14 protein-coding genes are annotated in these 15,435 nt (G+C 63.2%); 8 read left to right on the top strand and 6 right to left on the bottom strand.

What is annotated here, in order from left to right:
* Positions 1-48 precede the first annotated feature (48 nt).
* Both FA04_RS08140 and fumC read right to left on the bottom strand, forming a co-directional pair.
* A complete protein-coding gene (locus tag FA04_RS08140) occupies positions 49-1,119 on the bottom strand; it encodes a GGDEF domain-containing protein (protein WP_034795108.1) in 1,071 nt (356 codons plus the stop codon).
* Positions 1,120-1,311: 192 nt separating this feature from the next.
* Positions 1,312-2,703, bottom strand: coding sequence for a class II fumarate hydratase (gene fumC, locus FA04_RS08135; protein ID WP_034795294.1), 1,392 nt, complete (start codon positions 2,701-2,703; stop codon positions 1,312-1,314).
* Between the two features lie 510 nt (positions 2,704-3,213).
* On the opposite strand from fumC, the gene FA04_RS08130 reads away from it, so the two are divergent.
* Positions 3,214-5,103 (top strand): L,D-transpeptidase family protein, encoded by a 1,890-nt coding sequence (locus tag FA04_RS08130; RefSeq protein WP_034795105.1) that lies wholly within the window; start codon positions 3,214-3,216, stop codon positions 5,101-5,103.
* Positions 5,104-5,143: 40 nt separating this feature from the next.
* Here FA04_RS08130 and FA04_RS08125 read toward each other — a convergent pair whose 3' ends face one another.
* The gene (locus tag FA04_RS08125) at positions 5,144-5,818 is read right to left on the bottom strand and encodes an HAD family hydrolase (RefSeq protein WP_034795292.1); all 675 of its coding nucleotides are present in this window, start codon (positions 5,816-5,818) and stop codon (positions 5,144-5,146) included.
* Between the two features lie 12 nt (positions 5,819-5,830).
* Here FA04_RS08125 and FA04_RS35045 point away from each other — a divergent pair, with 12 nt between their 5' ends.
* The 4 genes from FA04_RS35045 to gor all read left to right on the top strand — a co-directional run bounded on the left by FA04_RS35045 (position 5,831) and on the right by gor (position 8,986).
* Positions 5,831-5,998, top strand: coding sequence for a hypothetical protein (locus tag FA04_RS35045; RefSeq protein WP_156552961.1), 168 nt, complete (start codon positions 5,831-5,833; stop codon positions 5,996-5,998).
* Between the two features lie 44 nt (positions 5,999-6,042).
* Positions 6,043-6,738, top strand: a complete 696-nt coding sequence (rpiA, locus tag FA04_RS08120) for a ribose-5-phosphate isomerase RpiA (protein WP_034795102.1) — start codon at positions 6,043-6,045, stop codon at positions 6,736-6,738.
* A gap of 119 nt (positions 6,739-6,857) precedes the next feature.
* Entirely contained in the window at positions 6,858-7,406 is a 549-nt protein-coding gene (locus FA04_RS08115) for a DUF2059 domain-containing protein (RefSeq protein ID WP_034795099.1), read from the top strand.
* A 191-nt stretch (positions 7,407-7,597) separates the two neighbouring features.
* Positions 7,598-8,986, top strand: a complete 1,389-nt coding sequence (gor, locus tag FA04_RS08110) for a glutathione-disulfide reductase (protein WP_034795096.1) — start codon at positions 7,598-7,600, stop codon at positions 8,984-8,986.
* Between the two features lie 6 nt (positions 8,987-8,992).
* Here gor and FA04_RS08105 read toward each other — a convergent pair whose 3' ends face one another.
* Complete coding sequence (locus FA04_RS08105; protein ID WP_034795095.1) at positions 8,993-9,856, bottom strand: LysR family transcriptional regulator; 864 nt, start codon at positions 9,854-9,856, stop codon at positions 8,993-8,995.
* 153 nt (positions 9,857-10,009) lie between these two features.
* Between FA04_RS08105 and FA04_RS08100 the strand changes: the two genes are divergently transcribed.
* From FA04_RS08100 to FA04_RS08090, 3 genes are all read left to right on the top strand, one after another.
* Positions 10,010-10,273, top strand: a complete 264-nt coding sequence (locus tag FA04_RS08100) for a hypothetical protein (protein WP_034795092.1) — start codon at positions 10,010-10,012, stop codon at positions 10,271-10,273.
* Between the two features lie 366 nt (positions 10,274-10,639).
* The gene (locus FA04_RS08095; protein ID WP_034795289.1) at positions 10,640-12,013 is read left to right on the top strand and encodes a class II 3-deoxy-7-phosphoheptulonate synthase; all 1,374 of its coding nucleotides are present in this window, start codon (positions 10,640-10,642) and stop codon (positions 12,011-12,013) included.
* A 185-nt stretch (positions 12,014-12,198) separates the two neighbouring features.
* Complete coding sequence (locus FA04_RS08090; RefSeq protein WP_034795089.1) at positions 12,199-12,597, top strand: GFA family protein; 399 nt, start codon at positions 12,199-12,201, stop codon at positions 12,595-12,597.
* Between the two features lie 3 nt (positions 12,598-12,600).
* Here the strand turns inward: FA04_RS08090 and FA04_RS08085 are convergent, their stop codons facing one another.
* Positions 12,601-13,518 carry a hypothetical protein gene (locus FA04_RS08085; RefSeq protein ID WP_034795086.1) on the bottom strand — a complete coding sequence of 306 codons (918 nt, stop codon included), beginning with the start codon at positions 13,516-13,518 and terminating at the stop codon, positions 12,601-12,603.
* Between the two features lie 183 nt (positions 13,519-13,701).
* Positions 13,702-15,435, bottom strand: a complete 1,734-nt coding sequence (locus FA04_RS08080) for a TadG family pilus assembly protein (RefSeq protein WP_234798739.1) — start codon at positions 15,433-15,435, stop codon at positions 13,702-13,704.

Genomic DNA, 15,435 nt, shown 5'->3' with positions numbered 1-15,435 from the left:
CCGTGAAGGCGCCCGTTGTCGGTTTCGTTTCAGGTAGGCGCTGCTGTCTCAGCGGCGGTAGATCAGCCAGTTGCGGCCGGATTCCTTGCGCATGCCGTCTTCGAAGAGAACCGTCTTGTTGCGGCCGGCGTTCTTGGCCGAGTAGAGCGCGATGTCGGCCTTGTTGTAGAGGTCGACCGGGTCTTCGGCGGCCGTCGCCATGCAGACGCCGACGGACAGCGTGATCGGGCCGTAATTGACGCCGGTCTTGGAGTTGCGGAAGGGCGTTGCGGCCAGCACAGTGCGGATGCGGTCGGCGATCTGGAGGCATTCTTCCTGGCTGCTGTCGCCGAGGATGATGGCGAACTCCTCACCGCCGGTGCGCGCGACGAAGGCTTCGCGGCGCAGGTTGGCGCGCAGCACGCCGCCGACGGTCGCAAGGATCTTGTCGCCGACCGGATGGCCGAAGGTGTCGTTGACCTTCTTGAAATGGTCGATGTCGGCAACGAGCAGGCCGGTGAAGTTTCGCAGGTGCTCGTTGTTGTAGACGGCCGCCAGATTGTCGTCGAAGGCACGGCGGTTGGCGAGCCGCGTCAGCGAGTCGGTGTTGGCGATACGCTTGTACTCGTCGAGTTCCTGCCGAATGACCTCCATCTCGAAGGACTTCTGCACGACAGTCTCGACGCGTTCCTTGCCCTGGCTCATCGTCTCGGCCGTGGCGTCGGTCAGGATGCCGATTGCGTGGCGCAGGATATCGGCGCTCGACGCGCTCTTGCTGACGATGTTGACATAGGCCTCGTCGAGAACCTTGTTGTAGTTCTCGAGCGCATATTGCTCGTCGCGCAACAGGGTGACGAGTTCGGCAAGCTTGGCCGCAAGCGTGGTGTGGGCGCGTTCGATGCCGGTGGAGCGATGGATGTGGCTGAAGTACTGCGCGCCGATTGCATCCAGTTCTTCCTGGGTCGCGCGGCTGCCGAGCGCTGCCAGCTCCTTCGACAATTGCGGGTTGGAGCCGAGATAGGCTTCGTAATAGAGCTCGTAGTTGCGGGGGATGGGCGCCACGCCCATCATGCGCATCGCATGGGTTACCTGCGCTGCGATATCGGGCGTCTGAGCCTTGCCCGAGCTTGCCGTTTGCATCTGCAAACCCCCTAATATGAAACGCTGCTTATCGGTCATTATTTTTAGGGGCAAATGATTTGCGAAGTCTTAATATTTGCCGCCGTCGCGCCGCCGCATCATGACCGATCACGGCAGATTTTGCCGATCGACAGTGCGTTCGCGACATCAAAGCCACGGCGCCTTGGAGGCGCCGTGGTGTATCAAAATGGATCAGGCCGGGCTGATCATTGTTTCCGGACGAACGACCGCGTCGAACTCTTCGTTCGTCACATAGCCGCCGCCGACTGCTTCTTCGCGCAGCGTCGTGCCGTTCTTGTGGGCGGTCTTGGCGATCTTGGCGGCGTTGTCGTAGCCGATCTTCGGAGCAAGCGCCGTCACCAGCATCAGCGAGCGGTCGAGTGCCGCCTTGATGTTGTCTTCGCGTGCCTCGATGCCGACGACGCAATTGTCGGTGAAGGATACGGCCGCATCGGCCAGCAGCTGTACCGACTGCAGGAAGTTGTAGGCCATCAGCGGGTTGAAGACGTTGAGCTCGAAATGGCCCTGGCTGCCGGCGAAGGTGAGTGCGGCGTGGTTGCCGAACACCTGGACGCAGACCTGGGTCAGGGCTTCGCACTGGGTCGGGTTGACCTTGCCGGGCATGATCGACGAGCCAGGCTCGTTTTCGGGCAGCGACAGTTCGCCAAGACCCGAGCGCGGGCCGGAGCCGAGGAAGCGGATGTCGTTGGCGATCTTGAAGAGGGCGGCGGCTGTCGCATTGATCGCGCCATGGCTGAAGACCATGGAATCATGGGCGGCGAGCGCTTCGAACTTGTTCGGCGCCGAGGTAAACGCGATCCCGGTGATCTTGGCGATCTCTTCAGCGACCTTTTCGGCAAAGCCGACAGGCGCATTGAGGCCGGTACCGACGGCCGTGCCGCCCTGGGCGAGTTCGCAAAGGCCCGGCAGCGTCATTTCGATGCGCTTGATCGAGGAGGCGACCTGCGCCGCGTAGCCGGAGAACTCCTGGCCGAGCGTCAGCGGCGTTGCGTCCTGGGTGTGGGTGCGGCCGATCTTGATGATGTGGTCGAACGCCTTGACCTTGGCTTCGAGCGCCTTGTGCAGGTGCTTCAGCGCCGGCAGCAGGTCATGGATGACGCGCTCGGCGCAGGCGATGTGCATGGCCGTCGGATAGGTGTCGTTCGACGACTGGCTCATATTGACGTGGTCGTTCGGATGCACCGGCTTCTTCGAGCCCATGACGCCGCCGAGCAGTTCGATGGCTCGGTTCGAGATCACCTCGTTGGCGTTCATGTTCGACTGCGTGCCGGAGCCGGTCTGCCAGACGACGAGCGGGAAGTGGTCGTTGAGCTTGCCGTCGATCACTTCCTGCGAAGCCTTGACGATGGCGTCGGCGACGGTCGAATCCAGCCGGCCGAGCGCCTGGTTGGTGCGGGCGGCCGCCTGCTTGACGATGCCGAGCGCCCGGACGATCGAGGCCGGCTGTTTTTCCCAGCCGATCTTGAAGTTGCCGAGCGAACGCTGGGCCTGGGCGCCCCAATAGCGGTCATTTGCCACTTCGATGGGGCCGAACGTATCTGTTTCCGTGCGCGTCGATGTCATCGTGATACCTGCCTTGATCATGCGGTTCATCAAGCCTGGGCGAGGGGCCGTGTGGCCGATCTCTCCAGGGTGCCGGGCCTCTCTCTGCCCCGACGGCTGGAGCTTGTAAAGGGGCGGTCCATGGCTGGCCATGCTACAATCGTTTGAAACCCCTTGGGCGTGGCGGGTGCATGTCGCGTCACCGTGATTCGGTCCTTGCCGGGCGTTTGGCGGCGTTGTGATGTTTCGGTCACAGACGCCATCTTCTTTTCCAGCGCCGATCGCCGGCCGCCGCCCGTGCCAACGCGCGCACCGAAATAAAATCCAGTGGGATCAAATTTTTATCGCTCGCTGAACGTCCTGCAAATGAGGCGTTGGGGAGATTCTAAACGGAGGTTCGAGGACGATCGTTATCGGCGCGTTTCCTTTTCATTCACCATCCTTTTCTATAACTTTTAGCGCACGAGGGCGTGGCGAGAATCTGGCTTCAGCCGAATTCGGCGACAACGCGATACGGGGACGTAGTTTCATATGAGAGTTCTTAAGACGGCAGCGATCGTGGCGCTCATGAGCGGCTGTGCGATCGCGACCATGGACGCGCGGCCGGCTTCGGCCTTCACGTTCGGCGATTTCATTCGGGCAGGCAGAAAGAAGCCCGAGGCGCAGCAGGTGCAACCGACCCAGCCGCTCCCCGGCGTCGGCACGATGGCTGACCCGCAGCAGGCGGCCAAGCCGCTGCCGAAGATCACCGGCCCGAAATACTATACCTACAAGGCGGAGCCGCTGCGTCGGATCGCAACCGACAAGCTGCTCGATCCCTTGGTCACCGGCTCCGTGCGCAACGACGCGCTGCCGCCGGTGCTGCGCATGCCGCTGGCTGACGCGCGGCAGTTCCTTCCCGGCATCAATGTGCGCGCCTCGGGTGACGTCGCAAAGGCGGTCGAAGCCCATTACGGCGCCCGCATGGATTACATCTGGATTGGCGCCGAAGGCGTCAACGCCAAGGCGAAGGCGGCGGTTGCCGTTCTTGCCGACGCCGCCAAGGTCGGCCTCGATCCGCAGGATTATGCCGTCAGCGTGCCCTCCGATACGTTCGATCGCGGCGACATGATCGCCCGCGAGAAAGAGCTCGTGCAGTTCGAGATCGCGCTTTCGGCAGCGACGCTCAGCTACGTGCAGGACACGGTGCGCGGTCGCATCGACCCGAACAAGATCTCCGGCTATCACGACTTCAAGCGCAAGACGGTGGATCTGCTACCGCTTCTCGACAAGATGTCGGCAAGCAGCGACATGACCGCGCTTCTCAATGAGCAGAACCCGAAGAGCGCGCAATTTGCCGCTCTTTCTGCCGAACTGGTGAAGCTGCGCTCCGAGCAGAGCGTCGAGCAGCGCGTCGAAATCGCGCCCGGCACGCTGCTGAAGCCGGGGCAGAGCAATCCCGAGCTCGCCAACGTCATCGCAGGTATCCGCCTCAAGGGCTCGGAGAAGCTGAAGGCCGATCATGCCACGGTTCTTGCCGCCTACCAGGGCACGCCGGAATACACGCCGGAGCTGGTTGCTGTGGTGGAGGCCTTTCAGCAGGAGCACGGGCTCAAGGCCGACGGTGTCGTCGGCCAGGCGTCGCTTCGCATCCTGACGGGCGGCGACACGGTCGCCTCCAAGATCAACAAGCTCGAAATCGCCATGGAGCAGGCGCGCTGGCTGCCGGATGGTCTCGGCGACCGCTACGTCTTCATCAACCAGCCGGCCTTTACCGCCACCTACGCCGACAAGGGCGCCGAGCAGTTCTCCATGCGCGTCGTCGTCGGGTCCAAGGCGAACCAGACCTACTTCTTCCAGGACGAGATCCAGACGGTCGAGGTCAACCCCTACTGGGGCGTGCCGCAGTCGATCATCGTCAACGAGATGCTGCCGAAGCTCAGGAGCGACCCGAACTATCTCGACCGGATGGGCTACCAGGTCGAGGTCGGCGGTCGCCCGGTCCCGTCCGCATCGGTCAACTGGAACGGCTCGACCGCATCGGTTGCCGTGCGTCAGCCGCCGAGCAGCGACAATGCGCTTGGCGAGTTGAAGATCCTGTTCCCCAACAGTCACGCGATCTACATGCACGACACGCCGTCGAAGAGCTTCTTCAAGCGTGACAATCGCGCGCTCAGCCATGGCTGCGTGCGGCTTGCCGATCCTCGCCTGATGGCGGCAGCCGTGCTCGGCACGAGCGTCGACGATGTCGGCAAGGAGATCGCCGGCGGCCGCAACAAGGCGCTGCAGGTCCCGGTGAAGGTTCCCGTCTACGTCGCCTACTTCACGGCTTGGCCGAACAAGGACGGCGTGGTCGAGTACTTCAACGACGTCTATGAGCGCGACATGTATATGAACCGGGCCTTCGAGGCGACGCGCGGCGCACGCCGGGCGGAAGGATAAGCAAGAAAAAGGCCGCTTCGAGCGGCCTTTTTCTTGTCTTCTATTTGGAAAACAGGCCCGAGACCAGATCCGGGGTCAGTTCGTCGAAGTGGCTGATGACAACGGTGGGGTCGAGGCTTTCGACCGGCACATCGGAATAGCCGAAGGGAACGGCGATCGAGGGCACCTGAGCATTGCGGGCGACGAGGAAGTCGTTGAGGCTGTCGCCGACCATCACGGCGCGGGTTGCCAGGCCCCCGGCATTGGAGACCGTGCGCAGCAGGTGGGCAGCATCCGGTTTGCGCACTTCGAAGGTATCGCCGCCCGATATCGCGGCGAAGCGCTCGATCAGGCCGAGCCGTTCGAGCAGACGCGTGGCGAGCTTTTCCGGCTTGTTGGTGCAGACCGCGAGCTTGAAGCCGGCGCCGGATAGGCGGTCGAGCGCGTCGACCAGGCCCGGATAGGGCAGCGAATCGCCCGGCATCGAGCCGTGGTAGAAATCGACGAACTCCTTCAGCTGCCATTCCAGCATGTCTTCGGCCAGCGGCTTTTGCCGCATCGCAAAGGTGCGCTCGATCATGGCGCGGGCACCGTGGCCGACGAGATGGGTGAGGTCGCCGTAGGTGACCGGCTCGACGCCGGCCTGGGTAACCGCATGGTTGAGGCTGGCGACCAGGTCTGGGGCCGTGTCGACGAGCGTTCCGTCGAGGTCGAAGACGACAATGGGAGAAGACAAGGAGAAAACCTCTTGGCGCTGAAAACCGTTGTTGATCGGGTAGGCGAACTCATCGGCGATTGCAATGGCAAGCGGTGCCGGCAAGCACACGGAATCCTGAGTGCCGATTTCATTTTGACTTTTGTTTGCGTCGTCGGGCGTGTAAGTGTCACAGCGGAAAAACGGGCGGCCGTTCGCTGATTGCGGCCTGCTGCCCGTGCGAATCACAAGGGAGCGACCGGCGCATGGACGCCCGCGAAATGAAGATCAAAGCCGCGGCCGCGGCGCTGGAATATGTCGAAGACGGCATGCGTCTCGGCATCGGCACGGGTTCCACGGCCGAGGAGTTTGTGCGGCTCCTGGCCGAGAAGGTTGCAGCGGGCTTTCGCATCGAAGGCGTTCCCACCTCGGAGCGCACGGCGCGGCTCTGCCTCGAACTCGGTGTTTCGCTGAAGTCGCTCGACGAGCTGCCCGAACTGGACCTGACGATCGACGGCGCCGACGAGGTCGATGGTCAGCTGCGTCTGATTAAGGGCGGCGGCGGCGCGCTGCTGCGCGAAAAGATCGTTGCGGCTGCGTCCAAGCGCATGATCGTGATTGCCGACGAGACGAAAGTGGTCGACGTTCTCGGCGCCTTCAAGCTTCCGATCGAGGTCAATCCTTTCGGTCAGGTGGCAACCCGGATCGCGATCGAAAAGGTTGCCTCGCGCCTCGGACTTTCCGGCGACATCACTGTCCGCCAGTCCCATGACGGCGCCTTTCTGACGGACGGCGGGCACCTCATTCTCGATGCATCTTTTGGCCGTATTCCTGATGCAGATGCGCTCGCCGGGGAGCTGAATGCCATTCCCGGCGTCGTCGAGCACGGGCTTTTCATCGGCATCGCTTCGCTGGCAATCATTGCCGGGCCGCAAGGGGCACGCACGCTGACTGCGTCCTGAGCCGGCTTCGCTGCCCCGTCAGGGGCAGGAGCGGTGAAGACAACAGGTTTCCATACATGCGGGCCTGGCGGCGGCAATCGCCCGGGCAGCATGCGACAAACACAGGAGCAAGGGTAAAAATGAACAAACTCGCAGGTCTTGTCCGCACTTTCGCTGCCACCGCGGTTCTGCTGTCTGCGTCCGTTCCGGCGGTTAAGGCCCAGGACGTCTCCGAAGACCAGATCAAGGCGGCGCGCGCGACGATCGCTGCTCTCGGCGTAACCAACAGCTTCGACAACATTCTGCCGAACCTTGCCGAGCGCCTGAAGAACACGCTGATCCAGGCATCGCCGAACCATCAGGAACTGATCACCGCGACCGTCGACGATAAGGCGCTGAGCCTTGCCGCCCGCCGCGCCGATCTCGAGAACGAAGCCGCGACGATCTACGCCAAGACCTTTTCGCTCGAAGAGCTGAACGCGATCACCGAGTTCTACAACTCCGCCGCCGGCAAGAAGCTCCTGAACGACGGCCCGATCGCGTCCCGCGAACTCCTGAAGGCCGCCGACATCTGGGCATCGGGCGTATCGCGCGACCTGACCCAGGAAGCGACCAAGTCGCTCGACGAGAAGGTCGGCTCCACCCAGCCGGCAGCAGCCGAAGGTGCAGTTCAGGCGCCGGCACAATAAGCTGCGGCGCCGAGCGCCTTCATCACGTTTCGAGGAGCCTGGAGCGATCCGGGCTTTTCTTTTGCCCGGAGGCTCCACTATATGTGCCTGCGACGCGGCCATCGGCTGCGCCCGGTTGCGTGTCGGCCCAGGATCGTTCGGCGCGCTTTTCAGATCGCCATTTCGGCCCGCTTGCTTTCAGGAGACTGCCCATGCCCGCTTTCGACTATGACCTTTTCGTAATCGGCGGCGGTTCGGGCGGCGTGCGCAGCGGGCGCCTTGCAGCAAGCCTCGGCAAGAAGGTCGCGATCGCGGAAGAGTTTCGCTATGGCGGCACCTGCGTTATCCGCGGCTGCGTTCCGAAGAAGCTTTATGTCTACGCGTCGCAGTTTTCCGAGCACTTCGAAGATGCAGCGGGCTTCGGCTGGACGGTCGGCGAAAGCACGTTCGACTGGAAGAAGCTGGTCGCCGCCAAGGAGCAGGAAATCACCCGGCTCGAAGGGCTCTACCAGAAGGGCCTCAACAATGCGGGCGCCGAAATCCTGCATACGCGCGCCGAGCTCGTCGGCCCGAACACGGTTCGCCTGCTCGACAGCGGCAAGACGGTAACGGCCGAACGCATCGTCATTGCCGTCGGAGGTCATCCGACCCCGCATGACGCGCTGCCCGGCCACGAGCACTGCATTTCCTCCAACGAAGCCTTCGACCTTGCGGAACTGCCGAAGTCGATCCTGATCGCCGGCGGCGGCTACATCGCCGTCGAGTTCGCCAATGTCTTCCACGGCCTCGGCGTCGAGACGACGCTGATCTATCGCGGCAAGGAAATTCTCTCGCGGTTCGACCATGACCTGCGCCGCGGGCTGCACGTCGCGATGGAGGAGAAGGGCATCCGCATCCTTTGCGAGGACATCATCCAGTCCGTTGCGCTCGACGCCGACGGCAAGCGCGTCGCGCACACGATGAAGCACGGCGACATCGTCGCCGACCAGGTCATGCTGGCGCTCGGGCGTGTGCCGAACACCAGAGGTCTCGGCCTGGAGGCCGCCGGCGTCAAGACGGACGAGCGCGGCGCCATCATCGTCGACGCCTTCTCGCGCACCAGCGCGCCCGGCATCTATGCGCTTGGCGATGTGACGGACCGCGTTCAGCTGACGCCGGTCGCGATCCATGAGGCGATGTGCTTCATCGAGACCGAGTACAAGAACAATCCGGTGTCGCCGGACCACGACTTGATCGCAACTGCCGTCTTCTCGCAGCCGGAAATCGGTACCGTCGGCCTGACCGAAGAGGAAGCGACGCGCCGGTTCGACGAACTCGAAGTCTACCGCGCCGAGTTCAGGCCGATGAAGGCGACGCTTTCGGGCCGCAAGGAAAAGATGATCATGAAACTGATCGTCAATGCCGCCGACCGCAAGGTGCTCGGCGCCCATATCCTCGGTCACGACGCCGGCGAAATGGCGCAGCTGCTCGGCATTTCGCTGAAGGCCGGCTGCACCAAGGACGATTTCGACCGGACGATGGCGGTGCACCCGACGGCGGCGGAAGAATTGGTAACGATGTATTCGCCGTCCTATCGCATCCGCAAGGGCGAGCGGGTCTGAGCCGCCTCAGGCGGAAGCTCCTGCAAACCGCGCCTCCTCGCGTTTGAAAAGATCGGCGAGACGATCGATGACCGTCCGGACCTCCGGACGGCGCCGGTCGTCGTCGTTTGCCGCGATCCACAACGGATGCGTCAGGCCCTCGATCAATTCGCCTTCGCGCTTCAGGAATGGATCACCTTCGCCGACGAAGGCGGGCAGGACGCCGCGGCCGGCGCCATTGCGGATCAGCCGCACGAGAAGAGCGGCACTGTCGGTCCACGTATGGATCTGCTGCTCGCGGTTTTCAAAGACCCATTTTTCAGCCGGCGAGCTGGCAACTTCGGTGCCAATCGATATCCAGGGAAAGTCCTCGCGCTCCGGCATGTTGCGGGCGCGATAGACGGCATAGGCGATGTTCACCGAGCGGCGCACTGCCACGTTGCCGGAGCGGGGCTGTTCGTACAGGACGGCCACATCGGCCTCTCTGAAGGTCAGGTCGAGGCCGCGGTGCGCATGTTTGCAGCAAAAGCGAAAGCCGTCGCCCGAGCCGCGGATGTCGGTTGAATGATCGGCCACGAAGCCCGCGACCCAGGCGTCGCTTGCGACTGAGACGATCGGCAGCGCGAAGGCGTCGCGGTGCCAATCGGAGATATTTGCGGCGGCATTCCGCATGGCACGGACATGTTCGAGCAGGATCTGGCCATCGTGGGCGAGGCGGTAGCCTTGCTGGCTGCGGATGAAGAGTGCCCTGCCGGTCGCTCGCTCGAGCGCGAGCATGCGGCGGCCGATGGTCGGCGCGCTCAACCCCGTTCGCGTGGCAGCCCCGCTCAAGCCACCCTCGGTCGCAACGTGATAAAAGAGTTTCAAATCGTCCCAGGCTGCCTCGGCCATAAGCACTCCATGGCGGTCATTGTCTCGTAGTAGCGCGGGTCGTCCGCCCTGACTTCCGTTCGCGGATGAAAGACGTCTTTCAACGGTGCGCCTACAACGCTGCCGGCGAAGACATTAGGTCTCCGATTGTCTCAAGGCAAAGGAGGCGAGACCATGTTTGAACATTGGGCGGTCATGTGGACGGTTCTGCAGCGTGAACGTCGCCGCGGGTCACGCAACGGCTTGGATGATCCGCTCGACGGACCGGAGTGGCGTGGCCTGCACTGGGTGCTGCCGGCCTTCTCTTTTCTGCTTAACCGGCGCAGATCGGACGCGCGCTTGACGCGTTCCGATGCGCCACTCACCGAACGCACACGCGCGCGCTGGGACGTGAGGGCCAGCCATTGCCGGCCGCAAGCCGCCGGGCACGATCGCTGAACAATCTGTCGCCTATCTTGGCGGCGGCTGTAGCATCAGGGATGCCACTATCCCATTGAAACTGCGCAGCGTTCTTTCGATATAGGGAGCAGGACTTTCGGGATCGTGCGCTCCGCGGAAATATCGTTGCGCCCCGGGCGCCCTGCAAAGCAATGAATTCTGGTAGGATGGCTTTCCAAGCGTTTCCTTAACGTCTATAAGCCCGCATTCCGCGGCGTTTCCGGCTGGGCGGGCACGAGGCTTGGCCAAGTGACCGGGGCAGGGCGAGCGGATGTTGAGTGAAATTTCAGAATACCGGGCGGCCGCCATTGGCCGTCAGGGCGTGACCCGCGCGGTTGGATCCGCGGCAGACAACAGGTGATCGAAATGGCACAGACTTGGACTCCAAACAGCTGGCGGCAGAAACCCATCCAGCAGGTGCCGGAATATCCGGACCTGGCAGCGCTTGAGGCGACCGAAGCGCGCCTCGCGAAGTATCCGCCGCTGGTGTTTGCGGGCGAAGCCCGTCGTCTGAAGAGTGCCCTCGCCAATGTCGCCGAAGGCCGCGGCTTCCTGCTGCAGGGCGGCGACTGCGCCGAGAGCTTTGCCGAGCACGGCGCTGACACGATCCGCGACTTTTTCCGCGCCTTCCTGCAGATGGCCGTCGTTCTGACGTTCGGTGCACAGCAGCCGGTGGTCAAGGTCGGCCGTATCGCCGGCCAGTTCGCCAAGCCCCGCTCCTCGGGTATCGAGAAGCAGGGTGACGTGACGCTTCCGTCCTACCGCGGCGACATCATCAACGGCATCGAGTTCACCGAGGAAGCGCGCATTCCGAACCCGGAGCGCCAGATCATGGCTTACCGCCAGTCGGCTGCGACGCTGAACCTTCTGCGCGCGTTTGCGATGGGCGGCTATGCCAACCTCGACAACGTGCACCAGTGGATGCTCGGCTTCGTCAAGGACAGCCCGCAGGCGGAACGCTACCGCAAGCTTGCGGACCGCATCTCCGAGACCATGGACTTCATGAAGGCGATCGGCATCACCTCGGAAAACCACCCGAGCCTGCGCGAGACCGATTTCTTCACCAGCCACGAGGCGCTGCTGCTCGGCTACGAGCAGGCGTTGACGCGCGTCGACTCGACCTCGGGCGACTGGTACGCCACGTCCGGCCACATGATCTGGATCGGCGACCGTACCCGCCAGCCTGACCATGCGCATATCGAATACTGCCGCGGCATCAAGAACCCGCTCGGCCTCAAGTGCGGTCCGTCGCTGACGGCCGATGGCCTGCTGGAGCTGATCGACCTTCTGAACCCGGCCAACGAAGCCGGCCGCCTGACGCTCATCTGCCGTTTCGGCCATGACAAGGTGGCCGAGCATCTGCCGCGCCTCATCCGTGCGGTCGAGCGCGAAGGCAAGAAGGTGGTCTGGTCCTGCGACCCGATGCACGGCAACACGATCACGCTCAACAACTACAAGACCCGTCCGTTCGAGCGGATCCTGTCGGAAGTGGAGAGCTTCTTCCAGATCCACCGCGCCGAGGGTTCGCACCCGGGCGGCATCCATATCGAGATGACCGGCAACGACGTGACGGAATGCACCGGCGGTGCGCGTGCGCTTTCGGGCGACGATCTCGCCGACCGTTACCACACCCATTGCGATCCGCGCCTCAACGCGGACCAGGCGCTGGAACTCGCCTTCCTGCTCGCCGAACGCATGAAGGGCGGCCGCGACGAGAAGAAGATGGTCGTCAACGGCTGATCTAAATCTCTGGCATTGTTCAGGTTTTCTGAACGTCGCTTGGATGCTTTGAATTTGACAATGCCGGGCCGGCTCTGGAAGCTGGCCCGGCATTTTCGTGTCTGGAGCAGGGCGCGGCGCGGGCTGTGGCTTGCGTCGGCACGCTCCATGGCAGGATCGAGGGGTCATGAACTTGGGGAGGGGCAATGCAGGACATTCATCACGGGGGCTGCCTTTGTGGCACCATTCGCTTCAAAGCGCGCGGCGAGCTGCGCGAGCTGATCTTCTGCCACTGCAGCCAATGCCGGAAGCAGACCGGGCTCTATTACGCCGCCACCAACGTGCAGGACCAGGACTTCAAGCTGAAGGGCGCGGAAAACGTAACCTGGTACAGGGCCAGTGACAGCGCCAGCCGGGGCTTTTGCCGGCAATGCGGGTCAGCGCTGTTCTGGAAGGCGGACGGTTCGGATTACACGTCGATCCTCGCGGGCGCCTTTGACAAGCCGACGGTGCTGAAGCCGGGCTACCATATCTTCTGCGAAGATCAGGGCGATTTCTACGAGATCAAGGACGACCTGCCGAAATTCGCAGCCGGCCGCGTCTGAGGTTCAGGCCGGCGGGTTTGCCGCCTGTCGCTCGGCCTGCTCGAAGCCGTTGGCAAGGCCGGCAAGCTTAACTGCCTGCCATTGGCAATATTCCTCGATCAGCCGCTCACTCAACCAGAACAGGCCGCGCTGCCCCTCATCGGCTCTTCCAAGCAAGCCGAGATCCTGGGCCCGCGTGAAGATGCGCCGGATATGGGTGTTCGAGATCATGCAATGCGTGGCGAGATCCGAGAGGTTCGCCTCCAGCCAGACTTTACCATTCACAGGCTCAAGGCTCTTCGGCCGCGCCATGAGATCGTCGAGCAGGAGGCCACCGCACTCGGTCCAGACGAAAGCCGCGACACCTTCCGGCGGCTGGGTCCACCGGCGATCCGAAAGCAGCAGGCGGGCGGCGATCGGCTGAGCCCGTTCGAAAACCGTGCGGTCGGCTTCGACGCGGGCGACACGGCCTTGGCCGTCGAAGCGATCGAGCGTTCCCATCTGGCTCATGAACCAGCGCAGCATGGCGCCTTCGCTGATTTCGGTCGGCTCTAGCGGACGGATCTTCTTGCGACCCCGGCCGCCCTCCGCGTCGCGCAAAAGCTTGTAGGTCAGCAGTTCGGCGATGAAGGCAGCGGCGGTATTGCGGCTGGCGCCGCCGGTCTCATGGATGAACTTGAGAAGGCGGGCGGTCGTAACTCCCGTTTCGGGGTTGCCGGGCTCACGCTCGAGGTGCAGGGCGTAGACGGCCTGGCTGAGCGTCCATTTCTGGTGGGAGGCGACAAGGCGAGCGATGCGGGGAAACATGTCGTAGGCCGCCATCAGATCGCGCGCGCTCGCCTGGAGCACGTTGCGTAACTCCGGATGACAAAGAAAACCTTCCGCGGTGAAGGCGAGCGAGCCATCCCGCGCTGCGCCTTCCTGCTCTGCCATCACATGCATCTGCTGCGCATACCCCCAATGCTTGCGCGGCCCGCCAAGTGAAGGGCACTCTCGGTGCCCCGCCGGCCAGCCGCGCTCAGCTGCATTCCTTTTACTAGGGCTACCTTGTGCATAACGTGTCAGCAACCGAATTTGTTCAACGGGGCGTTGACGGTGGCCGTCGAACGCCCCGTTTGAACGGGTCTACTGCACGAGGACCGGAGACTGGCACTTGACGCCGGTGACGCGGACATCGGCCTCGCCGACCCGTACGCCGACGAGCAGCAAAAGGTTGTAGAGCAGATCGTCGACCGGCTTGGTGACGGCTCCGAGCGTTTGGGCCAATGCCTGCTGCACGATGGTCGGGCTGCCGAGCGTCAGGAACAGGACCTGTATGTTCAGGTCGAGATTGTTGAGGAGCGTTTGCGTCGTCGAGGTCAGGATGTCCTTGGTCGAGACCGTCTTGATCGACCGGGCCGCGACCTCGGACGGGCTGAAGCTCAGGCGCGTCGGCTTGAGGTTTTGCGCCTCGACATGGGCCAGCGCATCGATCTTGACCACCAGGGCGTCCACGAGTTTGGCTCTTTGTACCCGCGCGTCTGACGAGAAGTTGGACAGGACCGCCGGATCGACGTCGCCGATGGCGATTTCGGCAATGCCGGGCACGGCATCGACGCTGACCGAAGCATTTTCGGGCGTGCCGCCATAGCACCTGATGTCGGCGAGCTTGGCTTCCGCATAGGCGAGTTCGACATAGATCGGCAGTCGGATGCGAATGCCGGCAAGGGCGGCCAGGCCATCGACGTTGACTTCGACGGCAAGGCGGGTCTGGGCGGTGCGTATTGCTGCGCCAGGCGTGCCGAGGCGGTGGCTTGGCGTTTCGACGGGCGGCTCGCCGATCGCAAGCTTGACCTTGGCAGATGCGATCCCCGGAAGGCCGGCCACGGCATTGAGGGCGATCTGGTTTTCGCCATTGGCGATGGCTGCAGCCGCCGACACGATCTGCAGCGCGCTTACGCGCATCGCCCAATCGGAGCCAGCGTCGACCTGCAGGCTCTTCTTCGGATCGAGGTTGAGGATTTGCGCCAAGGTGAAGGTGCGCTTGTCGTTCGAGGTCGAAAGCTCGATGCTCTTGAGTGCGGCCGTGACCGTTCCGGACAGGCCCTGGACGAGCCGCATGGAGGCAAGCAGCTGCGGCATCGTCAGGTTTGCCTTGAGTACGTCTTCATAGGACGCCGCCGTCAGGTTGAGCCTGGTCGCAATGATCTTCAGGAACGGCTGGATATCGATGTCGGCGTCGATGAGCGCCTGGTAATCCATGATCTTGAGCGAGATCGTCGTTCCGAGCATCTGCCCGAGGATGGAGTTGAGCAGCCCATCATTGAGGCTTGCAAGACGGGAGCCGACGGAGAAGGCCGCGATTTTCGAACTCGCCGCCGTGCCGTAGACGCTGAGGTCCGGCGGGGCGCTGAAGATCGAGGCGAGGAAGATGTCGCCCTTCCTTTCGAGCATCACCTGCACGGCGTCCGTGGGCGTGGCGTCCTTGATAAAGCGCTGGCCGGCATCGACCGACGGATCGGGGACGTAGCGCCCGCGCGCTACGGTCGCGACGCCATCAAGCTTGGCGGTGCTGATGTCACCGGGCGGCAGGGTCTTGCCGTCGATGGTCAACAAACCGTTCGGCGTCGATACGCCGTAGTTCAGGCCATTGTTGGCGAAGTGGTTGAGCACGGCCTTCTCGGCGGCGGAGACGTTGGCCGCTGCCGCGATCGCAGCGAGATCGACCGAAGACTGCATTTCACGCTTCTGGACGGTCAGGTAGCCGTAGTCGATCGCAAGGGCCATGGACGTGATCACCAACGGCATGGCCAGGGCGGCCGAGATACCGATATTGCCGCTACGGGCTCGGGCGAGGGAGCGCATGGGTTTCCACAGCAT

The organism is Ensifer adhaerens (genome assembly GCF_000697965.2).
Classification (GTDB): Bacteria; Pseudomonadota; Alphaproteobacteria; order Rhizobiales; family Rhizobiaceae; genus Ensifer; species Ensifer adhaerens.
This window is presented reverse-complemented; position numbering and strand designations above follow the sequence as displayed.

Coding starts and splice junctions, on each gene's coding strand:
- FA04_RS08085 (WP_034795086.1), bottom strand. CDS start 13,518: ATGCATGTGATGGCAGAGCAGGAAGGCGCAGCGCGGGATGGCTCGCTC.
- FA04_RS08115 (WP_034795099.1), top strand. CDS start 6,858: ATGAACAAACTCGCAGGTCTTGTCCGCACTTTCGCTGCCACCGCGGTT.
- FA04_RS08100 (WP_034795092.1), top strand. CDS start 10,010: ATGTTTGAACATTGGGCGGTCATGTGGACGGTTCTGCAGCGTGAACGT.
- fumC (WP_034795294.1), bottom strand. CDS start 2,703: ATGACATCGACGCGCACGGAAACAGATACGTTCGGCCCCATCGAAGTG.
- FA04_RS08140 (WP_034795108.1), bottom strand. CDS start 1,119: ATGCAAACGGCAAGCTCGGGCAAGGCTCAGACGCCCGATATCGCAGCG.
- gor (WP_034795096.1), top strand. CDS start 7,598: ATGCCCGCTTTCGACTATGACCTTTTCGTAATCGGCGGCGGTTCGGGC.
- rpiA (WP_034795102.1), top strand. CDS start 6,043: ATGGACGCCCGCGAAATGAAGATCAAAGCCGCGGCCGCGGCGCTGGAA.
- FA04_RS08080 (WP_234798739.1), bottom strand. CDS start 15,435: ATGCTGTGGAAACCCATGCGCTCCCTCGCCCGAGCCCGTAGCGGCAAT.
- FA04_RS08090 (WP_034795089.1), top strand. CDS start 12,199: ATGCAGGACATTCATCACGGGGGCTGCCTTTGTGGCACCATTCGCTTC.
- FA04_RS08095 (WP_034795289.1), top strand. CDS start 10,640: ATGGCACAGACTTGGACTCCAAACAGCTGGCGGCAGAAACCCATCCAG.
- FA04_RS08105 (WP_034795095.1), bottom strand. CDS start 9,856: ATGGCCGAGGCAGCCTGGGACGATTTGAAACTCTTTTATCACGTTGCG.
- FA04_RS08130 (WP_034795105.1), top strand. CDS start 3,214: ATGAGAGTTCTTAAGACGGCAGCGATCGTGGCGCTCATGAGCGGCTGT.